Genomic DNA, 14,136 nt, shown 5'->3' with positions numbered 1-14,136 from the left:
GATCAGGATCCGCCTCGCGTCCTGCGGCTTGGCTATGAAGTCGCCGGAATCGCCGGCGACGAGCTCAGAAGCAGCACGTGCCGCGCGGCCTTTAGGACCATCGAACTCGCGGGTCAGCCTGCGGAGGGACGCGGGGCGCGCAGGTGGGCCCGCTTCTCCAGTCCCTCCTCGTCGACAAGAGTGAGCCTCGGTTGGCCCGGCGCGCACAGCATGGTCACGACGAACTTGGTCGGCGCGTCCGACAGGGCCGTGCCGTTCTGGTGGTGGATCACGTCACCGCCCGGTCATACCGCGTCTCACCGGCCTTGATCACGTGCTCCGGCTCACCCTCGCGCTCGAACCGGATCGCGCCCTCGATCACGTAGCCGAAACACGGCCCGGAGTGGCGGTGGGGAGCAGTCCCGGGGTCACCAGGAGGCCACTCGACGAGGACGGTCATCCCCGAAGCGCCCTCGGGAATGAAGCGTGGCTTGACGTCCGCCGGCATCTTGAGTCCGAACGCCGCGGGCCTCTCCTGCTCGGCAGTCCCGTCCTCTGAGTTGCTCTCCGGCACTGTGCTGCACCTCCGTAGGACCGCCCGGAACGAATGATCTCGCGTCGCCCACCGCCTCCTGGGCCGGTGTACCGACCCCTCGTTCGGCGGTGACCGCGTTCGTCGATTCCGGGTTCACACAACTTGCTCCGCAATCAAGACAAGGCACGACCTGTATCTGTGACTCGCCCTGCGCTTTCGCAGCGCTACGCAGGCATGCGCGGCGATCTCAGCCGGACGCGGCGACTGCGCGCTCGATGAGGTGGTGAGCGGCCGCGTCGGTGCGGGTCACGTCGTGGGTCACCAAGCGGTCCTGGCACAGTCCGCGCAGGCCGGACAGGAGCATCGTGGCCCCTGCCCGCGCCTGCTCCGGCGGGTGACCCAGCCGGACGTAGGCGGCGGCGATGGGTCCGAGCATGACCTCGACGGTGTCCGCTGCGAGGTCGCCGTACTGCTCCGGGTCGGTGGCGGCCAGGCTGAGCAGTTGCAGCAGCATGCGGACCGGCCCGGCCTGCTCCCCGACGGTCATCGCTTCCCACAGGGCATGGGCGCCCTCGCGCAGCCCGGCGGTGTCGTGGACGTCGTCGAACATTGCGTGGGCGTCGGGACGGCTGGCGGCCAGCGCCTGGGCCAGCAGGTTCTCGCGGCTGCCGAAGTAGTACAGAAGCATGCGTTTGGTCGTGCCGATGGCCTCCGCGAGCGGGCTCAGCGACATCTGCGCGAGGCCGTGGTGTTCGAGGTACTGCACAACCTGCTTCAGCAGCTCGGCACGCTTTTCGGCATTGAAGGGGCGAGGCACACCTTTGACTGTACCGATCGGTACGCGTATGGTCCACCCACGGATATATGTTCCGATCGGTACGTTAACGGATTCACCCCTTCGGAGGATTGCAGTGCGTTCTAGGCTTTTCATCGGTGCGGCCATCACGGTCGCCACTGCCATGGCTGTTACGGGTTGCAGTAGCTCCTCCGGGAGCGCCTCCAAGACGATCAAGGTCGTCTACAAGCAGAATCCGAACAACGGCAACAAGGTCCAGGCGAACTACCTGGCCCCGATGGTCAAGGCGTTCGAGAAGGCCAACCCGGGCACCCATGTCCGGCTGGTGCCCGTCACGGCCTCCGACAGCGACTACTTCACCAAGATCGACCTGCTGATGAAGTCCCCGGCCACGGCACCCGACCTGGTCTACGAGGACACCGCGGTCATCAACTCCGACATCGCTGCCGGCCTGCTCAAGCCGATGGACCCCTACGTCTCCACGTGGTCCGACTGGGCGCAGTTCGAGGACGTCTCCAAGGGCTCGGTCAAGGGTTTCTCGGACGGCAAGACCTACGGGGTGCCGGACGGCACCGACACCCGCGGGATCTGGTACAACAAGCAGATCTTCGCCAAAGCCGGCATATCGGTCCCGTGGCAGCCCAAGACCTGGGACGACGTGCTGGCCGCCGCGAAGCAGGTCAAGGCCAAGGTCCCCGGCGTCGCCCCGCTGAACCTCTACAGCAGCGTCGCCAGCGGCGAGGCGTCCTCCATGCAGGGCATGGAGATGCTCCTGTACGGCACGCCCGCCGCCCGCGACTCCCAGTACGACTGGACCAAGAAGAAGTGGGTGACGGGCAGTCAGGGCTTCAAGGACGCCCTCGACTTCGTCCACAGCGTCTACGGCGGAGGCCTCGGTCCCTCGCTCCAGCAGGCGCTCGGGGCCAACTTCAGCGACACCGTCGGTACGCAACTGCTGCCCCAGGGCAAGCTCGCGATGGACATCGACGGCTCATGGATGCCGAACAACTGGCTGCCGTCCGGCGGCGCGCCGTGGAAGGAGTGGAGCTCGGTGATGGGTGTGGCGCCGATGCCGACCCAACACGGCCAGGGAAGTGGCAAGATCAGCATGTCGGGCGGCTTCGCCTGGTCCATTCCCGCCAAGGCCAAGAACCCCGACCTGGCCTTCAAGTTCCTCAAGTCCATCCAGACGGAGTCCGCCGCGGCCAAGTGGGACGTCGTGAACGCCCAGATCCCGGTGCGCAAGGACGTGGCCGCCGACCCGGCCTACATCAAGGGCCTGCCGAGCAACAAGTTCTTCACCGATCTGGTCCCCGACACCTTCTACCGGCCCAGCCTGCCCGCGTACAACCAGGTCTCCACCGCCACCCAGAAGGCCATGGAGGCCGTGGCCAGCGGACAGAGCTCGGTCGAGAAGGCCGCGTCCGCGTACGACAACGAGGTCGCGGCCGCCGTCGGTAGTGGCAGCACGGTCAAGGGCTCGTGATGAGTGCGGCAACACAGGCCCCCGGCCGTCGTCCCAGGACGTCGGCCGGGCAGGCCCCGGCCCTCGTGCGGAACATGCTGCGCGGGCTACCTGTACTTCCCTCGGTCGTCCTGCTGCTGGTCTTCATGGCGGGTCCCATCGCCTACTGCATCTACTATGCGTTCACGAACCTCCAGCTCACGGGCGCCTCCACCAGTCAGTTCGTGGGCCTGGACAACTTCAGCCGGGCCTTCGCGGATCCCGACTTCATCAACTCGGTCGTACTGACCGTGGTGTTTACCGTCGGATCCGCCGTCATCGGGCAGAACACGCTTGGTCTGGCCCTGGCCGTCCTGATGGAGAAGGCCTCCAAGCCGGTCAAGGCAGTGACGAACACGGTCGTCATCGCCGCCTGGGTCCTGCCCGAGGTGGTCTCCGGCTACCTGATGTACGCGTTCTTCTACGACCAGGGCACCCTCGACGCCATCCTCTCGGCTCTGCACCTGCCGCAGCAGGACTGGCTCGTCAATCTGCCGATCCTGGCCGTGTGCCTCGCCAACGTCTGGCGGGGGACGGCGTTCTCGATGATGGTGTACACCGCCGCTCTCAACGACGTCCCGCGGGAGCTGGTCGAGGCCGCCGAGATGGACGGCGCGGGCCCCTGGCAGCGGCTGCGGCTGATCACCCTGCCGGTCATCCGCCGCACCATCACGACCAACCTGATGCTGATCACGCTCCAGACCCTCTCCGTCTTCGGGCTGATCTACACCATGACCCGTGGCGGACCGGGCAACAAGAGCGAGACGTTGCCGATCTTCATGTACCGGCAGGCGTTCCAGAACAGCCTCATCGGTTACGGAACGGCCATCGCCCTTGTCCTGCTCGTGGTCGGTGCGCTGTTCTCCGCCATCTACGTCCGGATTCTCAAGCTGGAGGACTCCTGATGGCCCTGACCGACGCCCCCGGCACCCCCGGTGCCGCCTCCACGACGAAGGCGGCCGGCCGGGACACGATGCCCGTCACGATCCTGCCCGCCTCCAGCCGCGCACGCCGCTCCCGCCTCGGCCGCATCGCCGCCAACACCGTGCTGCTCGCCATCTCGCTCGTGTACGTCCTGCCGCTGCTGTGGATGGTGCTGGCATCGGTGAACGCCCACGCCACCTTCCAGCTCTCGCTGCCCTCGCCGTTCACGCTGGACAACTTCGACGCGGTGCTGAACGTGGACACCACGTTCCGGCCCATGCTCAACAGCCTTGTGCTGTGCGGCGGGGGCACCCTGCTGTGCGTGGTGTGCTCGATCCTGGCCGCCTATCCGCTGTCGCGCTACCGCTCGCGGATGCGGCGGCCGTTCCTCTACACGATTCTGTTCTCCACCGGGTTGCCGATCACGGCGGTCATGATCCCCGTGTACAGCATGTTCGTGCAGGTGAACCTCATCGACTCGATCCCGGCCACCACGCTGTTCCTGGCGGCGTCGGCGCTTCCGTTCGGCATCTGGCTGATGAAGAGCTTCATGGACGGGGTGCCGATCGTGCTGGAGGAGGCCGCCCGGATCGACGGGGCCAACACCATGCAGGTGCTGTGGCGCGTGGTGCTGCCGCTGATGTGGCCGGGCGTCACCGTGGTGACGATCTTCACCTTCATCGGGATGTGGGGCAACTTCTTCGTCCCCTTCGCACTGCTGCTGTCCCCCGAGAAGCTCCCGGCGTCGATCAGCGTCTTCACTTTCCTCAGTTCCCACTCCTCGAGCCAGTACGGGCAGTTGTCCGCCTTCTCGATCCTCTACTGCATTCCTGTCGTGATGCTCTACCTGCTGCTCGCCCGCAAGCTCGGCGGCGGGTTCGCACTCGGCGGAGCCCTCAAGGGCTGATGAGCCGGACCGAGTTCGTTCTGCTCCCGGTCGGTGAGCACGACCAGAACGAGGGGGCCATCAGTCTTTGCCGCGAGGTGATCCAGGACCAGTTCGTGCACGGCCAGCGGTGACGGCGCGGGTCGAACTCGCCGCGCGCCCGAGCGGCCGGATTCCCGCTGAGCAGCGCGTACAGCACTGCCATGAAGTGCGACTTACCAGATGAACGGAGCATGACCTTGCATGACGAGCGTGAAGTCACAGAGCGGCGCGTCGACCGGGTGCTGAACCAGCGCATCCGGCCCGCGGTCCACGCCCGGTCCGTCGCGCTCGACGTCGGAGTGTGGGACGTACCCGGCGAACCGGTCCCGGTCGAAATCGGTCTGGCGGCGACCTACCGGCCCACGCGGATCGGTGAGCCGTGGGGACCCGCGTGGGCCACCCGATGGTTCAAGGTCAGCGGCACCGTTCCCGAGGAGTGGGCCGGACGAACCGTCGAGGCGATCCTGGACCTCGGCTTCGACACCATCTCGCCGGGAATGTCCGCCGAAGGGCTCATCTACCGGCCGGACGGCAGCGCGGTCAAGGCACTCAACCCTCGCAACACGCACGTGCCGATCGCCGCGCCCGCGGCCGGCGGCGAGACGTTCACGTACTTCATCGAGGCCGCCGCCAACCCGCTCATCCTGCCGCCCTGGGGCAACGAGTTCCTCCCCACGCGGGCCGGGGACCGGGCGGCCTGGCTCCTCGACGAGAACGCCCCGACCGGTGAACCCCAGTACGTGCTCAGCCGGATGGACCTCGTCGTCTTCGACGAGGAGGTGTGGGAGCTCGTGCAGGACATAGAGGTCCTGTCCCAGCTGATGCGTGAGCTGCCGCTGGAGTCCCCGCGGCGCTGGCAGATCCTCAAGGCCCTCGACCGCGCGATGGACGTCGTCGACCTGCAGGACATCAGCGGCAGCGCCACCGCCGCCCGCCGGGTTCTGGTCCCGGCTCTGGCCGCGCCCGCGCACGCCAGTGCGCACCGCGTCTCGGCGATCGGACACGCCCACATCGACACCGCGTGGCTGTGGCCCCTGCGCGAGACCGTCCGCAAGGTCGCCCGTACGGTCTCCAACGTCACGGCGCTGATGGACGACCACCCGGAATTCCGCTTCGTGATGTCCCAGGCCCAGCAACTGGCCTGGCTGAAGGAGTCCCGCCCCGAGGTGTATGCCCGAGCGGTGGAGAAGGCCAAAACGGGGCAGTTCCTGCCCACCGGCAGCCTGTGGGTGGAGCCCGACACCAACATCACCGGCGGTGAGTCGCTCGCCCGCCAGTTCGTGCACGCCAAGCGCTTCTACCTCGACGAGTTCGGCGTCGAGACCGAGGAGATGTGGCTGCCCGACACCTTCGGCTACAACGCGGCGCTGCCGCAGTTGATGAAGCTCGCGGGTGTCCGCTGGTTCCTCACCCAGAAGATCTCCTGGAACACCACCAACAAGTTCCCGCACCACACCTTCTGGTGGGAGGGCATCGACGGCACGCGCATCTTCAGCCACTTCCCGTCCGTCGACACGTACAACAGCGAACTGTCCGGTGCGGAAATCGCCCACACCGTCCGCAACTTCCAGGACAAGGGCGCCGCGAACCGCTCCATGATCCCCTTCGGCTACGGGGACGGCGGTGGCGGCCCCACCCGGGAGATGCTGGCGCGTGCCGCCCGGCTCGCCGACCTGGAGGGCTCTGCCCGGATCGCCATCGAGAAGCCGGCCGACTTCTTCACCCAGGCCCATGCCGAATACCCCGACGCGCCGGTCTGGGTCGGCGAGCTCTACCTGGAATTCCATCGAGGCACCCTGACGAGCCAGCTCGGCACCAAGCAGGGCAACCGGCGCAGTGAGCATCTGCTGCGGGAGGCAGAGCTGTGGGCCGCGACCGCCGCGGTGCGCAGTGGGGCACCGTACCCGTACGAGGCCCTGGACCGGCTGTGGAAGATCGTGCTGACGCACCAGTTCCACGACATCCTGCCGGGCTCCTCCATCGCCTGGGTCCACCAGGAGGCCGAGCAGACCTACGCCGAGGTCACCGAAGAGCTGAACGGGCTGATCGACACGGCCCAGCGTGCCCTGGCCGGGCCCGCCTCCGACGACAGCGTGGTGGTGTTCAACGGCGCACCGCACGCCCGCGGCGGCATCGCCGCGTTCGCAGCCGCGCCCCGGGAGGCCGCCGCGGACACCGACGCGGTCGCTCCCTCGGCCGGCGAGGGCGCCGGCTTCGTCCTGGACAACGGCCTGGTGCGCATCGCGATCGACGCCCGCGGCCTGGTGACCTCCGCCTACGACCTCGTCGCCGAGCGGGAGGCCCTCGCACCCGGGAGCGTCGCGAACCTGCTCCAATTGCACCAGGACTTCCCCAATCAGTACGACGCCTGGGACATCGAAGCCTTCTACCGCAATTCGGTGCGCGACCTGACGGACGCGGACGAGGTGTACAGCACCGGCTCGGCCGTGCACGTCGTACGGACCTTCGGAGCCTCACGTGTCGAGCAGCGGCTCAGCCTGCGCGCCGGTGCCCGCCGCCTGGACATCGACACGCGCATCGACTGGCACGAGACGGAGAAGCTGCTCAAGGCCGCCTTCCCGCTCGATGTGCGCGCCGACCACTCCAGCGCCGAGATCCCCTTCGGCCATGTCCAGCGGCCCACGCACACCAACACCAGTTGGGACGCGGCCAAGTTCGAGATCTGCGCCCACCGCTTCCTGCACGTCGGTGAACGCGGCTGGGGAGCGGCCTTGGTCAACGATTCGACGTACGGCCATGACGTGACCCGCGACATGCGTGCCGACGGCGGTACCACCACCACCGTCCGGCTGTCGCTGGTGCGTGCGGCGCGCTTCCCCGACCCCGAGGCCGACCAGGGCAGTCACCGGCTGCGGTACGCGTTCGTGATCGGCTCGGACATCGCCGACGCGGTGCGCGAGGGCTACCACCTCAACCTGCCCGAGCGGACCCTCCCCGGCACCGCACAGGTCGCTCCGCTGGTCTCCGTGGACAACGAGGCGGTCGTGATCGAGGCGGTCAAGCTCGCCGACGACCTCTCGGGCGATGTCGTCGTCCGGATCTACGAAGCCCACGGCGGTCGTGCCCGGGCACGGCTGGTCACCGGGTTCGAGCTGGAATCGGCCATCTCCACGGACCTGCTGGAACGCCCGCTGGACGAGCCCGGAGCCTACGAAGTCACAGGCGAGGGGATCCAGTTGGCGCTACGTCCGTTCCAGATCGTCACCTTGCGGCTGAGCGTACGTGGATTGCGGTGAAGCCCACCCTGGTGGCCGGGATCGACATCGGCGGCACCAAGATCGCGGCAGGGATCACGGACATCGCTGGCGCTGTCCTCGCGGTGTCCCGGCGCAGGTGATCTCCGTGCAGCATCCCAGCCACCGCCGGAGGCCCGGCACGCAGGCTCCCACGTGCAGCGATGACGGTACGAGCCCCACAGCATCGTCTGCGCTCTGAACGACCTGCACTCCTGCAGGCGCGGCAACAACCGCGGGCGTCCCGCCGCCAGGCCGGCGGCGGGACGCCCGTTTGGTGTATCGAAGGGTCAGCTGCCGTGGACGGCGCTGACGAGGTCAGGCAGGAGCTTCGCCGCGTTCGGCGTGCCCAGCCCGGTGACGGGGTCCCATCCTGCGGTGGCCGAGTAGCCGGGGACCGAGGTGTCGGTGATGTTGTTGCCCACGGTGACGTCGTTGAAGTCCGCCGCGTAGGTGGCCGGGTTCGAGGCGAGCTTGTACAGAGCCGGGTTGATCAGTCCGAGTCCACCGTGGTTGATCTGGGCGGCGATGGAGACCAGGCCCGCCCACTCGGGGCACGCCAGCGACGTGCCGCCGATGTCGTACCAGCCCGTGCTGCACGGTGCGCTGCCGCACTTCAGCCCGCTCAGGCCGTCGGGCGGGAGGGACAAGTACACCAGGGCTCCCGTCGACGGGCTCGCCTGCAGGGAGATGTCCGGAACGCCGCGCATCGCGCCGATGGAGGTGCTGCCGGCCGGCAGCGCGCCCGACTGGTAGTCCGGCTTGGCGAAGACGCTGCTGTAGCCGCCACCGGAGCCGAGCCAGGAGATCTCCGACTGGCCGGGCGCCTTCTGGCAGGCTCCCGGCGGGGAGACGCTGTCGACGACCCTGCCGCTGGTGGCACCCGGGTCGGTGCACAGGTTCGTGCCGCCGACTCCGGTGACCAGCGGGTCGGACGCGGGCCACTCGACGGCGGGATCGGTGAGCGTCGATCCGCCCTTGCCCACAGGCGCCTTGAGCGAGCCCACGCTTCCGCTGTCACCTGACGAGCCGAGAACGGTGACACCGTTCTGTGCCGCTGCCTTGTAGGCATCGCGCAGGTTCTCCAGCGACTGGGCGTTGTGGAAGGCGCCCTCCGCGGAGGCGAACGACTGGGAGATGACGGTCGCGAGGTGGTGCTCGACGACGTACTGCTCGGCAGCCATCATCTGCGGGAAGCCCTGCACCCCGAGGGTCTCGGCGGTGGGCGTGGTGACCAGCAGGATGTTGGCGCCGGGTGCCATGGCGTGGGCGGTCTCGACGTCGAGAGCCACCTCCAGCGCCCACGCGCTCTTGTCCTCCTGCCCGGGGCTGTTGCTCGTGGACGGGGGTGCCTTGGTGGCGGGCGAGCCCTGCAGGTGAAGCTCGCTGAAGGTCGGCATGCCGGGCGCACAGGTGACGCTCTCTTCGCCGCACATCGATGCGATGCCGAATGCCTGGTCGAAGACGTGCAGGTCGTGGGCCATGGTGTCGCTGCCGTAGGCGTCGACGATGGCGATCGTCTGACCGCGGCCATCGTTTCCGGCCGCGTGCAGCGGGCCTACGTTGTAGGCCGCCTGGACGCCCTGGGGGGTGAAGCAGCGACGTCGCACCGACGCGCACTGGGACTGAGTCGGTGGAGTCTGGCTGGTCGTCAGCTGCGTGTAGTCGGCCACGGTTGGCCGTACTTGCGGATAGGTTGCCTGGTGGGCAGCGCTACTGACGGGTACGGCGCCTGCCGCTGCGAGGCTGAGGGTGCCCACCCCCGCGAGCAGCCATCGTCTGATGCTGCGTGCCATCAGAGTCCTCTCTTGAGATCGAAAGGGGACTTGCGTGTCCGCCCCTCAGGTGGGGGGTGGTGGCACAGGGGTTGCGGACGGGGGCGAGGCTATCCCTCACGGTTGTCGGACGGAAAGGGTCGTCCTGTCAACAACGATCAAAAAATTCGGCTGGACCGTTGTGCGGCGGTGCCGGCGCGTCCGACCCCTTGCGCGGTGCTGCGGCGTGGTGGGTGCGTCCGTAGACGCGAGGCCGCGGCGCGGCCTGATCTGGATCAACACCATGCTGATCAGTCCGGCTATGAGCAGCAGAGTCCCGGCCGCCGACAGGTAGTTGAGTTGGAAGGTGGTGGCGACCGGGTCGCCGTTCGCCTTGACGATGTGCAGCCCTGGCCACTTGACGATGTGCGTCACCGACTCCAGGCCGTGTCGCCGTCGGCACCGCCGAGGTCGTCGTCCTCGCCGTGACCACCGAAACTCACCAAGATATTCAAACCTCGAATTTCAGGCGCATCGCGCTGGCCCCAGATGGTCGCCGTCCTACGATGGACGAAGATCAAATGCGATCAAGGAGCGTGAAATGATCTTTATCACGGCCAAGTTCCGGATCAAGCCGGAGCACGCGGAGAGGTGGCCTGAGATCTCGCGGGAGTTCACGGAGGCCACGCGCAGTGAGCCCGGTTGTCTCTGGTTCGACTGGTCGCGCAGCCTCGACGATCCGACCGAGTATGTGCTCGTCGAGGCGTTCCGGGACGGCGACGCCGGTGCCGCGCATGTCCAGTCCGACCACTTCAAGTCGGCACAGCAGACCCTGCCGCCCTATCTGGTCGAGACGCCACGAATCGTCAACGCGGTGCTGGAGCAGGATGACTGGTCCCTGCTCGGTGAGATGGCCGTCCAGGGCTGACGGAGTCGCGGAGGGGGAGGGGAAATGCGCCGGCCGCGTTCTCCCTGGACCGGAACGAGGGTGTCTTGGCCTACCTCTGGCCAAGACACCCTCGTTGCCGCGTCATGAGGCCCTGCAATGGTTTGTCTGCGGGAGGCCGGGGCGGTGAGCGAGGTGCAGAAGGCTTATCAGTGGGTCCCCGGGTCTCCGATCATCAGAACGCTTTGGGGCGCTTGTAGTTGCCCTCGCACGCACGCTGCCAACTCATAACACCCCAGCTCGTCCGGACGTCGATATCCCCTTCGGGAACCCGGCGGCGCTGCCGTACGATCAACCGCCGACAGCCGAACGAGAGAAAGCACACAGCATCGTGGCTGACAAGCCATCCGAAGAAGCCAGACCGGAACCCGAGTCCACGTCTGAGCTCGGGTCCGGTTCCGGTACCGGGGCGTCCTCGTCCATACCGGACGACGTGTGGGAGAAGTTCGTCCGGGACAGCGAGCGGGACATACGTGCCTCCTCCGCACCGAAGGAGCCGTCCGCGCGGGCGCGGTTGGTGACCGAGCGGCTGCGGCAGAGGGACGAGGAGGCCGCCCGCCAGGACTCCAAGAAGCGCCGGTGGAGCAGGAGCGGCGGCAGGGCCGCCGCCGACCAATCATGGCAGCCCGAAGGCTGGCGTACCGGCCCCGCCTGGCAGGAGATGGAGGGCCGCGCGGCTCGCCGCCGGCGGTGGTGGGGCATCGTCGGCGTTCCCCTCGCCGTTGCCCTCGCCGTCGTGGCGATCAAGCCGTCCCTGATTCCCGGCGACCGTTCCTAGTCAGTGAGCAGGAGTGAGTCTTGTACCCAATCCTGGTCAACTGGCGCATCCCGAACGGTTGTGGATGCACTGGTCGCCCGCGTTCGCGCCGCGTCCGGCGACACGGATCGTGTCCGTGGTCCAAGGATGCGGGGGCGGGTTTCCTCACGCCCGCGGGTGCCGTGTCCGGCCTGGACGGTCCGATGCCCCACACGATCGCTCTGGTCGTGTGGGGGCGGTGCCGTCCGTCGCCGGATGCGGTGCCCCAGGGCGCGCCTGCCGATCGCGATGCTCGCAGCATCGTGACGGGTGGTCTTGCGGTTCTTGCCGGAAAGGGGCTTGTGCCAGTGCTGGGCGCCCCACTTGCTGGTGTAGGCGGGGTCGACGGCGATGATGGTGATGCCGAGTTCGGCCGCCATGCTGACGAGCCGGGCCCGCAGCGTGGATACGGGCATGCCGGAGATCACCTGCCTGAACCGCTTCTGGCGCCCGTGCTTCTCCCGGGTCTTGTCCGCGCTGAAGTCGAGGTCTTCGATCGCGATCGACAGGTCGTGGCGTTGGGCCCAGTGCAGGAGCCGGATCAGTGCATGCCGTACCTGGGCATCACGATGGTTCGCCGTGCCGGACAGGTCGTAGAAGAACCGGCGCGGTTGGCCGCAAGGGTTGCCGTGCTCGTCCAGCCGCCAGGCGGCGAGGTGGTCGGCGTTGGTGTCGACGCCGACCAGACCGCCTGTGCGGGCGTGGGACAGGGGAACGGTCTTGATGGGCGGGATGGTCCAGGAGGCGGTGAGGTACCAGCGGGCGCGGTCTGTGTCGTAGTGGATGCGGTAGGCCACGGCCCGGTTCGTGGTGATGCGGTCGGCCCACTCGTCGCTGCGGTGATGGAACGTCACAGCCGTGGACAGGACATAGCGCCCGTGTTTGTCGTTTGCCAGGTGTGCGAGTGGGGCGGGGAGCTTGAGGGAGACTTCGCCGTCCGGGGTGACGCGGATCGTCTCGTTCCCGTACCGCTTGCCCGATTCCCCGTCCGCCTGCACAAACCAGCGCGATGCTTCCCAGCGTTGCCGCCACTGGGCCTGCGTGAGCTGGGCGGCCTTGAGGTGGTGCCGCATGCCCGCGAGCCGCTTCCCGCCGCGCACCACCCGGACCCGGCCCACGGCGTGGTCGGCCTGCTCGGCACTGAGCCGGTCTTGAAGGACCTGCAGGCGCCGGGACTTGGCGAACCACTCTCGTGCGCTGCGGTAGCCGCCCGGCGCCCGCCCACTACCCTTCTCCCCGATCGGCAGGGACAGGCGGTGCGCGATCGTCCGCACGCCCGCCTGAAGGCTTTCGATGTGCGCGCTTTGGGCACGCCGCGCAAGCGCCCACTGATCATGCGTGGCCTTGGTAATACTCCCGGCCCAACGCGACGAAGACTCCCCTGTCAGGGCCCGCTTACGCTCCGCCCACCTCTCCGCGGAGTGCTCCAGACCATCAGCGCACCGGCGTTTGAGGTCCTTCGAGGCCAGCGAGCCCAGATGGGCGCCCACCAGGCGCAACACCTCCTCGTCCTCGGCGCTCAAGTGGCCCAGACGGGTCCGGATCGCCACGCCCGACGGGCCAACGGCCACGAAGGGAGCAGCGATCGTGCGTAACGACACGTCAGGCATCGATGTACTCCCCTCCACCACGCTTGATCGGCAACAGGAAGAACGATACGGGCGGGCACTGACATCAGTGCCCGCAATATGACGTGTGCGCGCTACAACACCACCAACCCGTACATGCTCCTGCACACTCACACACACTCCTGCACGTCCGAAAACGACCAGTTCGCCACCCTTTCGGCACCGGCGAGGCGGCCGCGGACACGGCGCCGCAGCTGCCCCCGGAGACCGCGGCTCCCACCGCCCCGCCCTCCTCCGTCGCGTCCGACACGCCCACCCGTGAGCGGCCGTTCGCCGGATCCCCGGCCCAGCGGTGGGCCGACGGGGCCGCAGGTATCGTCCTTGCGAAAGCGACGCCGTCCGGTGCGTTCTCCGAGTCGCAGGTGGAGCGCGCGCTGCAGCAGAGCAAGACACTGCTGATCGACGCCAATCTCAGCCCCGGCACCCTGCGCGGTCAGCGGCCCGAGGCGGCGCTCGGCGTGCTCGGTCCACGCCAGCCGGACCTGCTCGACCACCTCGACGCCTCGTTGCGCGCACCGGACAAGAAACACGATCCGCTGGCGCTGTTCAGCCGTTTCGACCCGGACGAGGCGCGGCTCGTCGGCGGCGTGGTCAGGACCCGCGGTCGTATGACCTTCGGGACGGCCAATCGCGGATCCCTGGTCGTGCACGCCGACTACACCTTCGTGTACCCGTTGGTGCGGCCGGGGACCGACGAGGTCACTCGCACCATCGTGCGGCGCGTCGTCGACCTGGAACTGCCCAACCCCGCGCACTTCCAGATCTCCCCTGGCAAGCTGAGCCTCCTCCGCTGCGACGAGGACGCTGGCAACTCCGCCTGCCAGATCTACGACGGCTATTTGCACCCGCAGTTCGACTCGCAGCAGCCCACGGGCGCGCCGCCCACCGGTCCTACGACCGACCCCTACGACCGCAGCAAGGATCTCGACCAGGATCGCAGCAAGGCTTGCGGGACGGTCTCCCGTACGTGAGTCGTGGACGCGGGGTGTTCCGTCGGACTACGACGTCACCGAGTCCGAGATCGCGTCCGCCCTGCCGACGCGGGGTGTTCGGACAGTGGAGTGGCAGGGGCGACAGGTGGTCGGCGACGGC

Annotated in this window: 11 protein-coding genes and 1 pseudogene; 7 read left to right on the top strand and 5 right to left on the bottom strand. The window is 68.0% G+C overall.

Annotated features, from left to right (window positions below; translation table 11 throughout):
* Positions 1–113: 113 nt before the first annotated feature.
* Together ACQEXA_RS11555 and ACQEXA_RS11550 are read right to left on the bottom strand one after the other, a co-directional pair.
* A pseudogene (locus tag ACQEXA_RS11555) lies at positions 114–487 on the bottom strand (cupin domain-containing protein).
* Positions 488–761: 274 nt separating this feature from the next.
* Positions 762–1,331, bottom strand: a complete 570-nt coding sequence (locus tag ACQEXA_RS11550) for a TetR/AcrR family transcriptional regulator (protein ID WP_432934955.1) — start codon at positions 1,329–1,331, stop codon at positions 762–764.
* A gap of 94 nt (positions 1,332–1,425) precedes the next feature.
* Between ACQEXA_RS11550 and ACQEXA_RS11545 the strand changes: the two genes are divergently transcribed.
* From ACQEXA_RS11545 to ACQEXA_RS11530, 4 genes are all read left to right on the top strand, one after another.
* Positions 1,426–2,796, top strand: coding sequence for an extracellular solute-binding protein (locus ACQEXA_RS11545; RefSeq protein WP_433129655.1), 1,371 nt, complete (start codon positions 1,426–1,428; stop codon positions 2,794–2,796).
* Positions 2,796–3,719 carry a carbohydrate ABC transporter permease gene (locus ACQEXA_RS11540; protein WP_433129653.1) on the top strand — a complete coding sequence of 308 codons (924 nt, stop codon included), beginning with the start codon at positions 2,796–2,798 and terminating at the stop codon, positions 3,717–3,719. Before ACQEXA_RS11545 ends, ACQEXA_RS11540 begins: the two co-directional genes overlap by 1 nt.
* Complete coding sequence (locus ACQEXA_RS11535) at positions 3,719–4,645, top strand: carbohydrate ABC transporter permease (RefSeq protein WP_433129651.1); 927 nt, start codon at positions 3,719–3,721, stop codon at positions 4,643–4,645. Before ACQEXA_RS11540 ends, ACQEXA_RS11535 begins: the two co-directional genes overlap by 1 nt.
* A 218-nt stretch (positions 4,646–4,863) precedes the next feature.
* Positions 4,864–7,923, top strand: coding sequence for an alpha-mannosidase (locus tag ACQEXA_RS11530; RefSeq protein ID WP_432934958.1), 3,060 nt, complete (start codon positions 4,864–4,866; stop codon positions 7,921–7,923).
* Positions 7,924–8,210: 287 nt separating this feature from the next.
* Here ACQEXA_RS11530 and ACQEXA_RS11525 read toward each other — a convergent pair whose 3' ends face one another.
* Positions 8,211–9,716, bottom strand: coding sequence for a S53 family peptidase (locus ACQEXA_RS11525; RefSeq protein WP_432934959.1), 1,506 nt, complete (start codon positions 9,714–9,716; stop codon positions 8,211–8,213).
* Positions 9,717–9,812: 96 nt separating this feature from the next.
* Entirely contained in the window at positions 9,813–10,109 is a 297-nt protein-coding gene (locus ACQEXA_RS11520) for a hypothetical protein (protein ID WP_432934960.1), read from the bottom strand.
* 166 nt (positions 10,110–10,275) lie between these two features.
* Here ACQEXA_RS11520 and ACQEXA_RS11515 point away from each other — a divergent pair, with 166 nt between their 5' ends.
* Together ACQEXA_RS11515 and ACQEXA_RS11510 are read left to right on the top strand one after the other, a co-directional pair.
* Positions 10,276–10,602 (top strand): putative quinol monooxygenase, encoded by a 327-nt coding sequence (locus ACQEXA_RS11515; RefSeq protein ID WP_359393016.1) that lies wholly within the window; start codon positions 10,276–10,278, stop codon positions 10,600–10,602.
* Between the two features lie 451 nt (positions 10,603–11,053).
* The gene (locus tag ACQEXA_RS11510) at positions 11,054–11,398 is read left to right on the top strand and encodes a hypothetical protein (RefSeq protein WP_433129649.1); all 345 of its coding nucleotides are present in this window, start codon (positions 11,054–11,056) and stop codon (positions 11,396–11,398) included.
* On the opposite strand, the gene ACQEXA_RS11505 is transcribed toward ACQEXA_RS11510, so the two are convergent.
* Positions 11,395–13,026, bottom strand: a complete 1,632-nt coding sequence (locus ACQEXA_RS11505) for an IS200/IS605 family accessory protein TnpB-related protein (RefSeq protein ID WP_432934962.1) — start codon at positions 13,024–13,026, stop codon at positions 11,395–11,397. The two genes, ACQEXA_RS11510 and ACQEXA_RS11505, sit on opposite strands and share 4 nt — an antisense overlap.
* A 380-nt stretch (positions 13,027–13,406) precedes the next feature.
* On the opposite strand from ACQEXA_RS11505, the gene ACQEXA_RS11500 reads away from it, so the two are divergent.
* Positions 13,407–14,015: a hypothetical protein gene (locus tag ACQEXA_RS11500; RefSeq protein ID WP_432934963.1), complete on the top strand. Its 609-nt coding sequence runs from the start codon at positions 13,407–13,409 to the stop codon at positions 14,013–14,015.
* Positions 14,016–14,136 lie beyond the last annotated feature (121 nt).

It is taken from the genome of Streptomyces sp. CA-106110, from assembly GCF_050936285.1.
In the GTDB taxonomy this organism is placed as follows: Bacteria; Actinomycetota; Actinomycetes; order Streptomycetales; family Streptomycetaceae; genus Streptomyces.
The sequence above is the reverse complement of the archived record's forward strand: the minus strand, read 5'-3'. Positions and strand labels throughout refer to the sequence as shown.